The 13360-nt window shown below is 67.4% G+C and carries 12 protein-coding genes; 6 read left to right on the top strand and 6 right to left on the bottom strand.

Annotation, left to right across the window (positions count from 1 at the left end; all coding sequences use genetic code 11):
- The first annotated feature begins 22 nt into the window (after positions 1-22).
- From grpE to dnaJ, 3 genes are all read left to right on the top strand, one after another.
- Entirely contained in the window at positions 23-538 is a 516-nt protein-coding gene (grpE, locus tag AC5P5X_RS10250) for a nucleotide exchange factor GrpE (RefSeq protein WP_111188874.1), read from the top strand.
- A gap of 182 nt (positions 539-720) precedes the next feature.
- Positions 721-2643 carry a molecular chaperone DnaK gene (gene dnaK / locus AC5P5X_RS10255; protein WP_005409241.1) on the top strand — a complete coding sequence of 641 codons (1923 nt, stop codon included), beginning with the start codon at positions 721-723 and terminating at the stop codon, positions 2641-2643.
- Positions 2644-2797: 154 nt separating this feature from the next.
- On the top strand, positions 2798-3922 hold the full coding sequence (gene dnaJ, locus AC5P5X_RS10260; protein ID WP_111188873.1) for a molecular chaperone DnaJ: 1125 nt from the start codon (positions 2798-2800) through the stop codon (positions 3920-3922).
- A 59-nt stretch (positions 3923-3981) separates the two neighbouring features.
- Here dnaJ and AC5P5X_RS10265 read toward each other — a convergent pair whose 3' ends face one another.
- Entirely contained in the window at positions 3982-4779 is a 798-nt protein-coding gene (locus tag AC5P5X_RS10265) for an AraC family transcriptional regulator (protein WP_043035461.1), read from the bottom strand.
- A gap of 72 nt (positions 4780-4851) precedes the next feature.
- Between AC5P5X_RS10265 and AC5P5X_RS10270 the strand changes: the two genes are divergently transcribed.
- From AC5P5X_RS10270 to AC5P5X_RS10280, 3 genes are all read left to right on the top strand, one after another.
- Positions 4852-6051 (top strand): MFS transporter, encoded by a 1200-nt coding sequence (locus tag AC5P5X_RS10270; RefSeq protein ID WP_111188872.1) that lies wholly within the window; start codon positions 4852-4854, stop codon positions 6049-6051.
- 569 nt (positions 6052-6620) lie between these two features.
- The gene (pdxY, locus tag AC5P5X_RS10275) at positions 6621-7529 is read left to right on the top strand and encodes a pyridoxal kinase (RefSeq protein WP_012479920.1); all 909 of its coding nucleotides are present in this window, start codon (positions 6621-6623) and stop codon (positions 7527-7529) included.
- Positions 7526-8650 (top strand): prephenate dehydrogenase, encoded by a 1125-nt coding sequence (locus AC5P5X_RS10280; protein WP_308680472.1) that lies wholly within the window; start codon positions 7526-7528, stop codon positions 8648-8650. The genes pdxY and AC5P5X_RS10280 overlap by 4 nt, the downstream gene beginning before the upstream one ends.
- A 230-nt stretch (positions 8651-8880) precedes the next feature.
- Here the strand turns inward: AC5P5X_RS10280 and AC5P5X_RS10285 are convergent, their stop codons facing one another.
- The 5 genes from AC5P5X_RS10285 to AC5P5X_RS10305 all read right to left on the bottom strand — a co-directional run bounded on the left by AC5P5X_RS10285 (position 8881) and on the right by AC5P5X_RS10305 (position 13076).
- Positions 8881-9075, bottom strand: a complete 195-nt coding sequence (locus AC5P5X_RS10285; protein WP_005409247.1) for a hypothetical protein — start codon at positions 9073-9075, stop codon at positions 8881-8883.
- A 70-nt stretch (positions 9076-9145) separates the two neighbouring features.
- Positions 9146-10918, bottom strand: coding sequence for an ABC transporter transmembrane domain-containing protein (locus tag AC5P5X_RS10290; RefSeq protein WP_005413014.1), 1773 nt, complete (start codon positions 10916-10918; stop codon positions 9146-9148).
- Positions 10911-11507, bottom strand: coding sequence for an IMPACT family protein (locus tag AC5P5X_RS10295; RefSeq protein WP_005409249.1), 597 nt, complete (start codon positions 11505-11507; stop codon positions 10911-10913). Before AC5P5X_RS10295 ends, AC5P5X_RS10290 begins: the two co-directional genes overlap by 8 nt.
- A gap of 40 nt (positions 11508-11547) precedes the next feature.
- A complete protein-coding gene (locus tag AC5P5X_RS10300) occupies positions 11548-12561 on the bottom strand; it encodes a hypothetical protein (protein WP_111189255.1) in 1014 nt (337 codons plus the stop codon).
- Entirely contained in the window at positions 12558-13076 is a 519-nt protein-coding gene (locus AC5P5X_RS10305) for an RNA polymerase sigma factor (RefSeq protein ID WP_258391091.1), read from the bottom strand. Before AC5P5X_RS10305 ends, AC5P5X_RS10300 begins: the two co-directional genes overlap by 4 nt.
- Positions 13077-13360: the final 284 nt, after the last annotated feature.

Here is a 13360-nt window from a genome sequence, read left to right on the forward strand (position 1 = left end):
ATTGACCGCCAGGGACCCAGACATGAACCACGAACAGCCAGATATCGAATCCCAGCAGAGTGCCGCCGATGCGGCCGCCACCGCCGGCGTCAACGACGAAGTCGAGCGCCTGCGCGCCGAAATCGAACAGGTCAAGGCCGATGCCCTGCGTGAGCGCGCCGACCTGGAGAACCAGCGCAAGCGCGTTGCCCGTGACATCGAACAGGCCCGCAAGTTCGCCAACGAGAAGCTGCTGGGCGATCTGCTCCCCGTGTTCGACAGCCTGGATGCCGGCCTGAAGGCCGCCGGCGACGACCCGCACCCGCTGCGCCAAGGCCTGGAGCTGACCTACAAGCAGCTGCTGAAGGTGGCCGCCGACAACGGACTGGTCCTGCTGGACCCGATCGGCCAGCCGTTCAACCCGGAACACCACCAGGCCATCAGCCAGGTGCCGACGCCGGGCGCCGCCCCGGGCAGCGTGGTGACCGTGTTCCAGAAGGGCTACCTGCTCAACGAGCGCCTGCTGCGGCCGGCGCTGGTGGTGGTGGCCGCCGATTGATGGACCAGGCCGGGCTTTGCCCGGTCCCGGTTGTGCCAGGCCATGCCTGGCAAGGTTTTCCAGGCGCTGAACACAGCGTTCGGGAGACGGCTTGAATGTTCCACGAGCCTCCCCCACATCGTATTCATCCACCGGCCGAACGGCCGGACTGACACCAACAAGCATCCTCAGGAGTCTCCCCCATGGGCAAGATCATTGGTATCGACCTCGGCACCACCAACTCGTGCGTGGCGATCATGGACGGCGGCAAGGCCCGCGTCATCGAGAATTCGGAAGGCGATCGCACCACCCCGTCAATCGTCGCCTACACCAAGGACGGCGAAGTCCTGGTCGGCGCCTCGGCCAAGCGCCAGGCCGTGACCAACCCGAAGAACACCTTCTACGCGGTGAAGCGCCTGATCGGCCGCAAGTTCACCGACGCCGAAGTGCAGAAGGACATCGCGCACGTCCCGTACAGCATCCTGGCCCATGACAATGGCGACGCCTGGGTGGCCACCAGCGACGGCAAGAAGATGGCCCCGCAGGAAATCTCGGCCAAGGTGCTGGAAAAGATGAAGAAGACCGCCGAGGACTTCCTCGGTGAGAAGGTCACCGAAGCGGTCATCACCGTGCCGGCCTACTTCAACGACAGCCAGCGCCAGGCAACCAAGGACGCCGGCCGCATCGCCGGCCTGGACGTCAAGCGCATCATCAACGAGCCGACCGCGGCCGCGCTGGCCTACGGCCTGGACAAGGGCGACAACAAGGATCGCAAGATCGTGGTGTACGACCTGGGCGGCGGCACCTTCGACGTCTCGGTGATCGAGATCGCCAACGTCGACGGTGAAAAGCAGTTCGAAGTGCTGGCCACCAACGGCGACACCTTCCTGGGTGGCGAAGACTTCGACAACCGCGTCATCGAGTACCTGGTTGAAGAGTTCAACAAGGACCAGGGCATCGACCTGCGCAAGGATCCGCTGGCCCTGCAGCGCCTGAAGGATGCTGCCGAGCGCGCCAAGATCGAGCTGTCCAGCGCCCAGCAGACCGAAGTGAACCTGCCGTACGTCACCGCTGACGCGTCGGGTCCGAAGCACCTGAACATCAAGCTGACCCGCGCCAAGCTGGAAGCCCTGGTGGACGACCTGATCAAGAAGTCGATCGAGCCGTGCCGCGTCGCCCTGAACGATGCCGGCCTGCGTTCGAGCGACATCAGCGAAGTGATCCTGGTCGGCGGCCAGACCCGCATGCCGAAGGTGCAGCAGGCGGTGACCGAGTTCTTCGGCAAGGAACCGCGCAAGGACGTCAACCCGGACGAAGCCGTGGCACTGGGTGCTGCGATCCAGGGCGGCGTGCTGGGCGGCGACGTCAAGGACGTGCTGCTGCTGGACGTGACCCCGCTGTCGCTGGGCATCGAGACCATGGGCGGCGTGTTCACCAAGATCATCGAGAAGAACACCACCATCCCGACCAAGGCCTCGCAGGTGTTCTCCACCGCCGAGGACAACCAGTCGGCCGTGACCGTGCACGTGCTGCAGGGTGAGCGCGAACAGGCCCGCTTCAACAAGTCGCTGGCCAAGTTCGACCTGTCCGGCATCGAGCCGGCCCCGCGTGGCCTGCCGCAGGTGGAAGTGTCCTTCGACATCGACGCCAACGGCATCCTGCACGTGTCGGCCAAGGACAAGAAGACCAACAAGGAACAGAAGGTCGAGATCAAGGCCGGTTCGGGCCTGTCCGAGGAAGAGATCGCGCGCATGGTCGCCGACGCGGAAGCCAACCGCGAAGAAGACAAGAAGTTCCAGGAACTGGTGCAGGCCCGCAACCAGGCCGACGCCCTGATCCACGGCACCCGCAGCGCCATCACCGAGCACGGCAGCAAGGTCGGCGGCGATGTCATCGGCAAGGTCGAGGCGGCCCTGGCCGACCTGGAAACCGCGATGAAGGGTGACGACAAGGCACAGATCGAAGCCAAGTCGAAGGCACTGGAAGAAGCTGGCCAGTCGCTGTTCGCCGCTGCTTCGGCCGACCAGGGCGGTGCCCCGGGTGCCGACGCCGGCAATGCCGGCAAGGCGCAGGACGACGTGGTCGACGCCGAGTTCACCGAAGTCAAGGACGACAAGAAGTCCTGATCCGGACCGACACGGGACGCTGGCCACCAGCGTCCCGTTGTCGCATCAGGGTCCTGACCGCCCACCGGCGTGTCGGGGCGCCCGACGCAAGAGCGGACCTGGTTCCGCTCTTCCGCTTTGACGAATCCCGACTTTCCGGAACCAGATCCACGATATGAGCAAGCGCGATTATTACGAAGTGCTGGGCGTTGACCGCACCGCCACCGACGACGAGCTGAAGAAGGCGTACCGTCGCTGCGCGATGAAGTTCCACCCGGACCGCAACCCGGGTGATGCGGCGGCCGAAGCCTCCTTCAAGGAGTGCAAGGAAGCCTACGAAGTGCTGTCCGACGGCAACAAGCGCCGCATGTACGACAGCCATGGCCACGCGGCGTTCGAGCACGGCATGGGCGGCGGCGGGCCGGGCGGCCCGGACATGAACGATATCTTCGGCGATATCTTCGGCAACATCTTTGGCGGCGGTGGCGGTGGTCCGCGCCAGGCGCGTCGCGGCGCCGATATCGGCTACGTGATGGAGCTGGACCTGGAAGAAGCCGTGCGCGGCGTCGAGCGCCGCATCGAGATTCCGACCCTGGCCGAGTGCGGCGACTGCGATGGCAGTGGCTCGGAAGACGGCAAGGTCGAAACCTGCAATGTGTGCCATGGCCGCGGCCAGGTGCGCATCCAGCGCGGCATCTTCGCCATGCAGCAGGCCTGCCACAACTGCGGCGGCCGTGGCCAGATCATCGCCAAGCCCTGCAAGACCTGCCACGGCAACGGCCGTGTCGAGGAAGACAAGGTGCTGTCGGTGAAGGTGCCGGCCGGCGTCGATACCGGCGACCGCATCCGCCTGCAGGGCGAGGGCGAAGCCGGTCCGGCCGGTACGCCACCGGGCGACCTGTACGTGGAAGTGCGCGTGCGCGAGCATGCGATCTTCCAGCGCGATGGCGACGACCTGCACTGCGAAGTGCCGATCCGCATCTCGCAGGCGGCACTGGGTGACACCGTGCGCGTGGCCACCCTCGGCGGCGAAGCGGAGATCCGCATTCCGGCCGAGACCCAGACCGGCAAGCTGTTCCGCCTGCGCGGCAAGGGCGTGCGTTCGGTGCGCAGCCGCAGCGAGGGCGACCTGTACTGCCGCGTGGTGGTGGAGACTCCGGTCAACCTCACCCCTGAGCAGCGCAAGCTGCTGGAACAGTTCGAAGCCACCTTCGTCGGCGAGGAAGCACGCAAGCATTCGCCGAAGTCGGCCACCTTCATGGATGGCGTGAAGGGCTTCTGGGACCGGATGACGTCCTGAGTTTTCAACGCAAGTGTTGAACGGTAGCGCCGGGCCATGCCCGGCGTTTTCGTTTGCGATCAGCGGAAAAACGCCGCCGGCGTCTGCCCCAGCTGGCGCTTGAACATGCTGGTGAACGCGCTGGGGCTGTCGTAGCCCATCGCCAGCGCGACATCGATGACCTTGTCGCCGACCGCCAGCCGCTCCAATGCGGCCAGCAGTCGCGCCTGCTGTCGCCACTGGCCGAAGGTCATGCCCAGCTCGTGGGCGAAGTGGCGCTGGATGGTTTTCACGTCCACTTCCAGCGCCTGTGCCCAGTCCTGCAGCGTGGCGTCATCGCCGGGGTGCTTCTGGATGTGCTGGCAGATCCGCTGCAGGCGCGGGTCGGTGGGCGAGGGCAGGTGCAGCGGGAGCACGTCCATGCGATGCAGTTCGTCCAGCAGCAGGCGCACCACGCGGCCATCGCGGCTGTCTTCGATGTGCTCGCCCTTGATCAGGGTGGCTGCCTGCAGCAGTTCGCGCAGCAGCGGTGCCACCTGTACCGCGAACGGTTCGGCCGGCAACTGCGGGGCGAACGACGGATCGATGTACAGGCTGCGCATGTGCACGGCGGCAATGCAGTCCACCGCGTGCACCATGCCCGCCGGCATCCAGATCGCACGGGTGGAGGGCACGACCCAGCGACCGACTTCCGAGCGCACCACCATCAGCCCCGAGATGGCATAGACCAGCTGGTGGCGCTGGTGCTTGTGGCCTGCGATATGGGTGCCTGCCGGGTACTGGGTAACCCGATAGGTGACCGGACGATGCAGTGGCACATCACGCCACGGCGCAGCCGGGTCGACATCGCCGGCAATGTCCTTTTTGCGATAGGCCATGACCCGAACGCGGCAGAAGGGAGGGGAGGGTAACCGTAGCATGCGTGGCTCGCCCCCAACCTGACTGCGTCCATGTCCGCCTTGGCTTCTCCCGCAACGACCTCACGTCCGGTGGCTCCCGGTGTGCTGGCAGCTATTTCCACCTCGCATGTCGTCAACGACATGATGCAGTCGCTGATCCTGGCCATCTATCCAGTGATCAAGGGCGGCTTCAACCTGAGCTTCACCCAGATCGGCCTGATCACGCTGACCTACCAGCTGACCGCTTCGATCTTCCAGCCACTGGTTGGCGCCGCCACCGACCGTCGCCCGGCGCCGTACTCGCTGCCGATTGGCATGGCCTCGACCCTGTGCGGCATGCTGCTGCTCGGCTTCGCGCCGAACTATGCGGTGGTGCTGATGGCTGCGGCGATGGTCGGCATTGGTTCGGCCATTTTCCATCCGGAAGCATCGCGCATTGCGCGGCTGGCCTCGGGTGGCCGCCATGGCTTCGCACAGTCGGTGTTCCAGGTGGGCGGCAATTTCGGTGCCGCGCTCGGTCCATTGATTGCTGCAGCGGTGATCGTGCCGCATGGCCAGCATGCCGCGTCGTGGTTTGCCGGCGCCGCGCTGATCGGCATTGCACTGCTGACCTATGTCGGCCGCTGGTACGCGCTGCACCTGGGCACCCCGCGCCCGGCCAGCACCGCCTCGATGGCGCCGCGCCATCCCCCGCGCACCGTGGCCAAGGTGCTGGCGATCCTGCTGGTGCTGATCTTCAGCAAGTACTTCTACATGGCCAGCATCGGCAGCTACTTCACCTTCTACCTGATCCACCACTTCGGCATTCCGGTGGCACAGGCGCAGCTGCATCTGTTCGCATTCCTGGTGGCGTCCGCCGCCGGCGGCTTCCTCGGTGGCCCGCTGGGCGATCGCATCGGCCGCAAGCCGATCATCTGGACCTCGATCCTTGGCGTTGCACCGTTCGCACTGATGCTGCCGCATGCCGATCTGTTCTGGACCACGGTGCTGGCGGTGCTGATCGGTTTCGTGTTGTCGTCGGCGTTCTCGGCGATCGTGGTGTACGCACAGGAAATGATGCCGCACCGCATCGGCATGGTGTCCGGCCTGTTCTTCGGCTTTGCGTTCGGCATGGGTGGACTGGGTGCTGCCGTGCTCGGCCTGCTGGCGGACAAGACCAGCATTGAGTACGTCTACCAGTTGACTGCGTTCCTGCCGCTGCTCGGCATCGTGGCGGCGTGGCTGCCGCCGTCGCGGCCTGCTGTTCACTGAGGGGTGCTTCTTTTTGCAGGGCTGCGCCCTGCACCCGCAGAGGCAACGGCAAAAGCCAAAGCGCGCTATCCGTGGGTGGGCGGGGTGGGGTCGGTTGAGGGGGACACTGCAAGTACGTCCATGTAGCTCGGTCGCGCCGTTTTCCGGGATCTGTCGGAACAGCGTTCTGCTTTGGTGGGTGCCGACCGTTGGTCGGCACGGGGTCGGATATCGATATTTGACAGACGTGTCGATCAACGGACGACACCTACCAACAGCCGCAGTTGCCAGTAGAGCCACGCCATGCGTGGACGAATTCATTCGGTATCCGACAGATGTGCCGACCAACGGTCGGCACCCACCAGCAGCTGTCGGCCAACTGTCGAAGGCGGGGCGGTGTCGGCGTGCGGGGTGTCAGCGGCATGGATGCCGCTGCCAAGCCTACAAGGACGTACTTGCGGCGTCCCCGCACGCCGACACCGCCCCGCCATCCCACGGATAGCCCGCTCTGGCTTTTGATGTTGACGTTGATTCTGCAGGCGCAGGGCTGCAAGCCCTGCCGAACCCCCCACCGGGCGTAGAATGCGGCCATGAGCGAATCCCTTGATAACCACCTGGTCCACGGCCGCCGCCAGCGGCCCGACGGCCCGTCGCCGATCGATGTCATCTCGGTCCAGTCGCAACTTGTCTACGGCCACGCCGGCAACAGCGCCGCCGTGCCGCCGATGCGCGCTCTCGGCGTGCGCGTAGCAGAAATTCCGACCGTGTTGCTCAGCAACGCGCCGTTCTACGACACCACGCGCGGTCGCGTGCTGCCCGCCGACTGGTTCGCCGACCTGCTGCTCGGCACCCACGAGCGCGGCCTGCCGCAGCGGGCGAAGATGCTGGTGTCCGGCTACTTCGGCAGCACCTCCAACGGTGCCGCCTTCGCCGACTGGCTGGACGACATCCTGCCGGCCTGCCCGCAGCTGCGTTACTGCCTGGATCCGGTGATTGGTGATACGCACACCGGCCCCTACGTGGAACCGGGCCTGGAAGCGATCTTCGCAGAGCGCCTGCTGCCGCATGCCTGGCTGGTGACCCCGAACGCCTTTGAACTCAATCGCCTCACCGGCATGCCGGCGCTCGCCGAGGCCGATGCCATCGCCGCCGCACGCACGCTGCTGGATCGTGGCCCGCACTGGGTGATCGCGCACAGCGTGGGCGGCACCCCGGGTGAACTGGTGACCCTGGCTGTCGGCCGCGAGGAGACCTGGCGCTGGACCTCGCCCCTGCTGCCGGTGGACGTGGCCGGTACGGGTGATGTGCTGATGTCGCTGGTGGTGTCGTTCCTGCTGCGCGGCGAATCGATGCAGCAGGCGATCTCGCGTGCGATTGCCGGCACCCACGCGGCCCTGGAGGCGACCCTGGACAACGGCTTCGAAGAATTCGACGTGATCGCTGCAGCGCCTGCCGCGCTGGCCGAGGGGACGCGCTTCCGCGCCGAACGCGTGGCATGAGCGGCCTGCTCGAACGCACGCCGCGCACGGTCGGCATCGTCGGCAGTGCCGGCGCCTACGGGCGCTGGCTGACCCGCTTCTTCCAGCAGCACATGCAGCTGCGGGTAATCGGCCATGATCCGGCTGATCCGGGCTCGCATACGCCGGAACAGTTGCTCGCGCAGGCCGATGTGCTGGTGTTCTCGGCGCCGATCCGGCATACGCCGGCGTTGATCGCCGAGTACGTGCGGCAGTCGGCCGGCCGCGAGCAGGACCGGCTGTGGCTGGACGTGACCTCGGTGAAGGAGGCACCGGTGCAGGCGATGCTGGCCTCGCAGGCCGAGGTGGTCGGGCTGCACCCGATGACCGCGCCACCGAAAGCGCCGACCCTGAAGGGTCGGGTGATGGTGGTCTGCGAAGCGCGGCTGCGGCACTGGCAGCCATGGGTCGATTCGCTGTGCACGGCCCTGCAGGCTGAGTGCGTGCGGGCCACGCCACAGCATCACGACCAGATGATGGCGCTGGTACAGGCGATGGTGCATGCCACCCACCTGGCCCAGGCCGGCGTGCTGCGCCAGTACCAGCCGCAGCTGGGCGACCTGGCCGCGATGATGCCGTACCGGTCGGCATCGTTCGAACTGGATACGGCGATCATCTCGCGCATCCTGTCGCTGAACCCCGCGATCTACGAGGACATCCAGTTCGGCAACCCGTACGTGGCGCCGATGCTGGAGCGCTTGGTCGGCCAGCTGCAGACCCTGCAGGCCCAGGTCGGGCAGGGCGACGACACTGCACGCGATGCATTCCGTGAGGGGCTGCTGTCGGCCAACCGCAGTGCCTTCGGCGAGCAGGCACTGGCCGAGGGCAACTACACCTTTGAACGCGTGGGCTATCTGCTGGCTGACCTGACCGAGCGCAATGCGTTGTCGGTGCACCTGCCGGAAGACCGGCCGGGCTCACTGCGTGAGCTGCTGAACGTGTTCGAGCAGCACCGCATCAGCCTGGCCTCGATCCATTCCTCGCGCACGCCTGGCGGCGAAGTGCATTTCCGGATCGGGTTCGTGGCCGGCAGCGATCCAGGCGCGATCAGTCGCGCGGCCGCCGAAGTGCACGCCAGCGGCATCGGGCGGGTGCTGGGCTGAGCACATTCATCCACAGGCGGTGTGGATGATTTCTGAGCAAAGGTGTGGATAACCTCGCTCAGCCCTTGGTAGTAAAGGCTGTCAAGATGCTTGGTCAAAAATTGATCACGCTTTTTGTAGGGTCGAGCCATGCTCGACCGCCTTTGGCAAAAAGCGTGTCGACCAAGGTCGACACCCACCAGAGCGGAGCGGTACGAAATCCGGTGGCGCCGGGCCATGCCCGGCGAACCTCAGATCGTCAGCCTCAGCTCACCGCCACTGGTGGTGAACTCGCGGCCGTCGCGTACCAGCGGCCGTCCATCATCCAGCTCGTAGCGTGGCGTGGCTTCGGAATGGTGCCCGCTGCCATTCGCCTCGGGCTTGAACTCGATGATGATGTGGCTTTCGCCGTTGCTGTCGACGGCGGGGAACTGACGGAACGACATCGTGCACCTCCTTCAGCGGATGCTGCTGTTGCGCGGCCAGCTTGGCCGCGCCGATGTTAGGCGGACGTCATCAATCGATGAACTGCAGGCGTGCAAGTTCAGCGTACAGTCCGCCTTCGGCCAGCAGCTGCGCGTGCGTGCCCTCGGCGACGATGCGGCCCTGGTCCATCACCACGATGCGGTCGGCCTTGAGCACAGTGGCCAGGCGGTGGGCAATGACCAGCGTGGTGCGGCCGGCCATCAGCCGCTCCAGCGCCTGCTGCACGCTGTGCTCGCTCTGCGCGTCCAACGCGCTGGTGGCTTCGTCCAGCAGCAGGATCGGCGCGTCCTTCAGCAGTGCGCGGGCAATCGCCACACGCTGCTGCTGGCCACCGGACAGGCGGGCGCCGCGCTCGCCCAGCTCACTGTCATAGCCCTGCGGCAACGCGCGCAGGAATCCGTCCGCCTCGGCGGCGCGTGCGGCATCTTCCACCTCGCTGTCGCTGGCCTGCAGGCGGCCATAGCGGATGTTGTCGCGCGCGCTGGCGGCAAACAGCGTCGGCTGCTGCGGAACCAGCGCCAGCTGTCCGCGCAGTTCGGCCGGGTCGACCTGGCGCACGTCGATGCCATCCACGCAGATGCGGCCACTGGCCGGATCGTGGAAGCGCAGCAGCATCGACAGCACCGTGCTCTTGCCTGCGCCGGACGGGCCAACCAGGGCCACGGTCTCGCCCGGGCGCACGTGCAGGTTGAAATGGTCCAGCGCCGCCTGGTCAGGCCGCTGCGGGTAATGGAACACCACGTCGTCGAACCGGATCTCGCCACGCAGCGGCTGCGGCAGCACGTGCGGCTGCGCCGGCGCGCGGATCTCGATGTCTTCCTGCAGCAGTTCGCCGATGCGGCCCATGCCGCCGGCCGCGCGCTGCAGTTCGTTCCAGACTTCGGCCAGCGCACCGACCGAGCCACCACCGATCAGCGCGTACAGCACGAACTGGCCAAGGGTGCCTGCGCTGAGGCGGCCGTCGATGACATCGTGCGCGCCCAGCCACAGCACGCCGACGATGGCGCCGAACACCAGCAGGATGGCGCTGGCGGTGACCAGCGACTGCGCACCGATGCGGCGGCGGGCGGCCTTGATGGCATCGCCCAGTGCATGGTCGAAGCGGCCGCGCTCGTAGGGTTCGCGTGCATGCGCCTGCACCGTCCTTACGGCGCCCAGGGTCTCGCTGGCCAGGCTGTTCGCATCGGCGATGCGGTCCTGGCTGCTGCGCGCGACGGTGCGCAGCTTGCGCGCACCGATGATGATCGGCAATACCGCAAGCGGAATACCCAGCAGCGACCACGCCGCCAGCCGCGGGCTGGTGACGAACAGCATCGCCAGGCTGCCGACCACCGTGACGCTGCTGCGCAATGCCACCGACATGGTCGAGCCGACCACGCTGCGCAGCAGCTCACTGTCGGCGGTCAGGCGCGAGACCAGCTCACCGCTGCGGCTGCGGTCATGGAAGCCGGCACCGAGCTGGATGAGGTGTGCGTAGAGGCGGCTGCGCAGGTCAGCCACGACCTTTTCGCCCAGCAGCGACACGAAGTAGAAGCGCGCGGCGGTGGCCAGGGCCAGCACCACGGCCACCAGCATCAGCAGGGCGAAGGCACGGTTGATCTGGCCGCCGCTGCTGAAGCCATGGTCGATCATCTGCTTGACCGCCGGCGGCAGGCTCAGCGTGGCCGCCGAAGACACCGCCAGGGCCATCAGCCAGGCGGTGAACAGGCCACTGTGGCGGCGCACGAACGGCCATAGCGTGCGCAGGCTGCCAAGGCGGCGCAGCGGCGGGGGCGAGGCGGGGGCGCCGTCCTTGTCAGTCATCCTGGTGGTCGTCTTCTATGCGGATACGGTCACGAGTGGCGTCGCGCAGGCGGATTTTCAATGCGTCGACCTGATCGGCCGGCAATTCGACCCGCAGGCACACCCCGTTCGCGTCGAACTGTTCATCGCGCTTCTCCGCGCCGAACCCCGGAAGGGCCGCATGCAGGGTGCCCAGGTCTTCGAAGCCGGCCTGCAGCTGCAGCCGTGCCATGGCGACCAGCGCCAGCCGCGGCGCGGTGCGCAGGCATTCTGCGGCGGCGCCACCGTACGCCCGGACCAGGCCGCCGGCGCCGAGCTTGATGCCACCGAACCAGCGCGTCACCACCACCATCACCCGGTCGAAGCCCTGCCCGTCGATCGCGGCCAGGATCGGCCGCCCGGCGGTGCCTGCCGGCTCGCCATCATCGCTGGAGCGGTAGTCCTGGCCATGCCGGTAGGCCCAGCAGTTGTGCGTGGCGTCGGCCACGGCAACCTGTTGCAGGAACGCCAGCGCTGCGGGGGCGCCGTCGATCGGCGCGGCATGGGCGATGAAACGGCTGTGTTTGACTTCCAGCGTGTGGCTGACGGGCTGGGCGAGGGTATCGAGCATTCCCGCCATTCTACGGTGTTGCCGGGTACCCCCGCCCGTTTCAGTCGTCCAGCAGCGGGCGCAGGTCGCGCGGCAGGCGCGCTTCCGGATATTGCTGGATGTAGCGCTCCAGGCTGGCGCGGGCGAGGTCGCGCTGGTCCTGGTCACGGCGCTCGCGGATTTTCTGCAGCCACTGCCGGCGTGGCAGGCGCGCGTCGGCGTCCACCTCGGCCTGCACGGTATCCGCGCTCAGGCCCGCATCGCTGCCGCGGCGCATGATGCCCGGAGCCGAACGGCTGGGAGCCTCACGCTTCATCGAGGTGATCTCCACCCGATCCAGCGCCTCCGCCCGCTCGACCTCGGCGGCATTGGCTGCCGGTGCAGGTGCCGCGGCCGTGCGTGCTTTCAGTGCCCCGGACGCTGCCGGCGCGAATGCCGGTGCAGGTGCCGGTGCCGAGTAGGCGGCGGATGCCGGTGGCGCAGGCGGCGCTGCGGCCGGTGTTGCCGTCGGCGCTGGCGGGAGGGCCGCAAAGGCGGTATCGGCGGCCGCATCCGCAGCCATCGATCGTGCAGCCTGGGCCGGCGCTTCAGCGGTCTCGGCCGGCGCCGGCTCGGGCGCGCGTGCGATGGCCGGTGCCGGGGCAGCGGCAACAGGGGCGGCCTCGGGTGCTGCGGGCGCAGCGCTTGGTTCGGCGGCCGCCACAGCGCTGTCGGCTGCACTGCGGTCAGCGGCCTGATCGGCAGCCGCAACGTCTTCTGCCGCTGCCGGTGCCGCAGCAACAGCGGCCTCACCGGCCGGAACCGGCGGCGGTTCCGGACGCAGCTGCCAGGCGATGCCGATGGCAAACACCATCGAGGCGGCGATGCCGAACACCGCCGGCCAACGCGGGCGTGTGCGCTGCGTGCGCGGCGCCTCGGGAGAGGCGACCGCATCGGCCGCCGGCGCGTCCACGGCAGCGCGGGCCGCGGCCAGGATGGCAGCGTCCAGTGCGGCGGGCGGAGCCTGCTCGGCGCGACGGCCGAGCAGCCGGGCCAGCTCGCGTTCTTCCGGCGTCAGCGGTTCGTCTCGGTTCATGCGTTCAATCCCGCACGCAGCTTGTCCATCGCATAGCGCAGCCGCGATTTCACGGTTTCCCGGCCTACGCCGGTGATCTGGCCGATCTCCTCCAGGCTCAGTTCCTGATCCAGCCGCAGTTGCAGCACTTCGCGCTGCTCAGGCGGCAGTTGTTCCATCGCCAGCTGGATGCGGCGACGTTGTTCGAATTCGGAAAGCTCGCCTTCCGGGGTCTGCCCATCCTCGATCACGGCCAGGCGCAGATCGGCATCGGCCGGGGCAGCCGGGCGGTGGCGGGCGGCGCGCCAATGGTCGTTCAGGCGGTTGTGGGCGATGCGGAACAGCCAGGTGCTGAACGCCGCGTCCGGTTGCCACCCGGCACGGGCGCTGATCACCCGCTGCCAGACGTCCTGGAAGATCTCCTCGGCCAGCGCGGTGTCGCGCAGTTGCCGCAGCAGGAAGCCGAACAGGCGCTTGCGGTGGCGCCCATACAGGCTTTCGAACGCGCGCAGGTCGCCACCGGCCCAGGCCAGCATCAAGGCTTCATCGGTTGGCAGTGCGCTGGCTTCCACGGCGTACAGGGTAAGGCCTGCAGGCGGTGGCGCATAGCCGGTGGCAGGGGCGGGCAGGGCGAGGTTCATGGCATGGAAGCAGCTACGGACAGCACGAAAAACGTACGGGCGCACGATTCGGGGTTTACGGGCTTCCATTGCCCCCCGGGTGGCGCGCTATGCTCGGCGGCTCAGGGGAGGCGACGCACAGACGGCGCCAAGAGATTGTCATTTGTCCACGCATGCTGAATCGGCGGAAGAGCCACTAC

The sequence above is a fragment of the Stenotrophomonas sp. YJH_SMC_91 genome (assembly GCF_059368495.1).

What these genes read in the sequence shown, in the direction of transcription:
- grpE (WP_111188874.1), top strand. Translation starts at nt 23, where the DNA reads ATGAACCACGAACAGCCAGATATCGAATCCCAGCAGAGTGCCGCCGAT.
- dnaK (WP_005409241.1), top strand. Translation starts at nt 721, where the DNA reads ATGGGCAAGATCATTGGTATCGACCTCGGCACCACCAACTCGTGCGTG.
- AC5P5X_RS10265 (WP_043035461.1), bottom strand. Translation starts at nt 4,779, where the DNA reads ATGGCCTATCGCAAAAAGGACATTGCCGGCGATGTCGACCCGGCTGCG.
- AC5P5X_RS10305 (WP_258391091.1), bottom strand. Translation starts at nt 13,076, where the DNA reads ATGCTGGCCTGGGCCGGTGGCGACCTGCGCGCGTTCGAAAGCCTGTAT.
- pdxY (WP_012479920.1), top strand. Translation starts at nt 6,621, where the DNA reads ATGAGCGAATCCCTTGATAACCACCTGGTCCACGGCCGCCGCCAGCGG.
- AC5P5X_RS10280 (WP_308680472.1), top strand. Translation starts at nt 7,526, where the DNA reads ATGAGCGGCCTGCTCGAACGCACGCCGCGCACGGTCGGCATCGTCGGC.
- AC5P5X_RS10290 (WP_005413014.1), bottom strand. Translation starts at nt 10,918, where the DNA reads ATGACTGACAAGGACGGCGCCCCCGCCTCGCCCCCGCCGCTGCGCCGC.
- AC5P5X_RS10295 (WP_005409249.1), bottom strand. Translation starts at nt 11,507, where the DNA reads ATGCTCGATACCCTCGCCCAGCCCGTCAGCCACACGCTGGAAGTCAAA.
- AC5P5X_RS10300 (WP_111189255.1), bottom strand. Translation starts at nt 12,561, where the DNA reads ATGAACCGAGACGAACCGCTGACGCCGGAAGAACGCGAGCTGGCCCGG.
- AC5P5X_RS10285 (WP_005409247.1), bottom strand. Translation starts at nt 9,075, where the DNA reads ATGTCGTTCCGTCAGTTCCCCGCCGTCGACAGCAACGGCGAAAGCCAC.
- dnaJ (WP_111188873.1), top strand. Translation starts at nt 2,798, where the DNA reads ATGAGCAAGCGCGATTATTACGAAGTGCTGGGCGTTGACCGCACCGCC.
- AC5P5X_RS10270 (WP_111188872.1), top strand. Translation starts at nt 4,852, where the DNA reads ATGTCCGCCTTGGCTTCTCCCGCAACGACCTCACGTCCGGTGGCTCCC.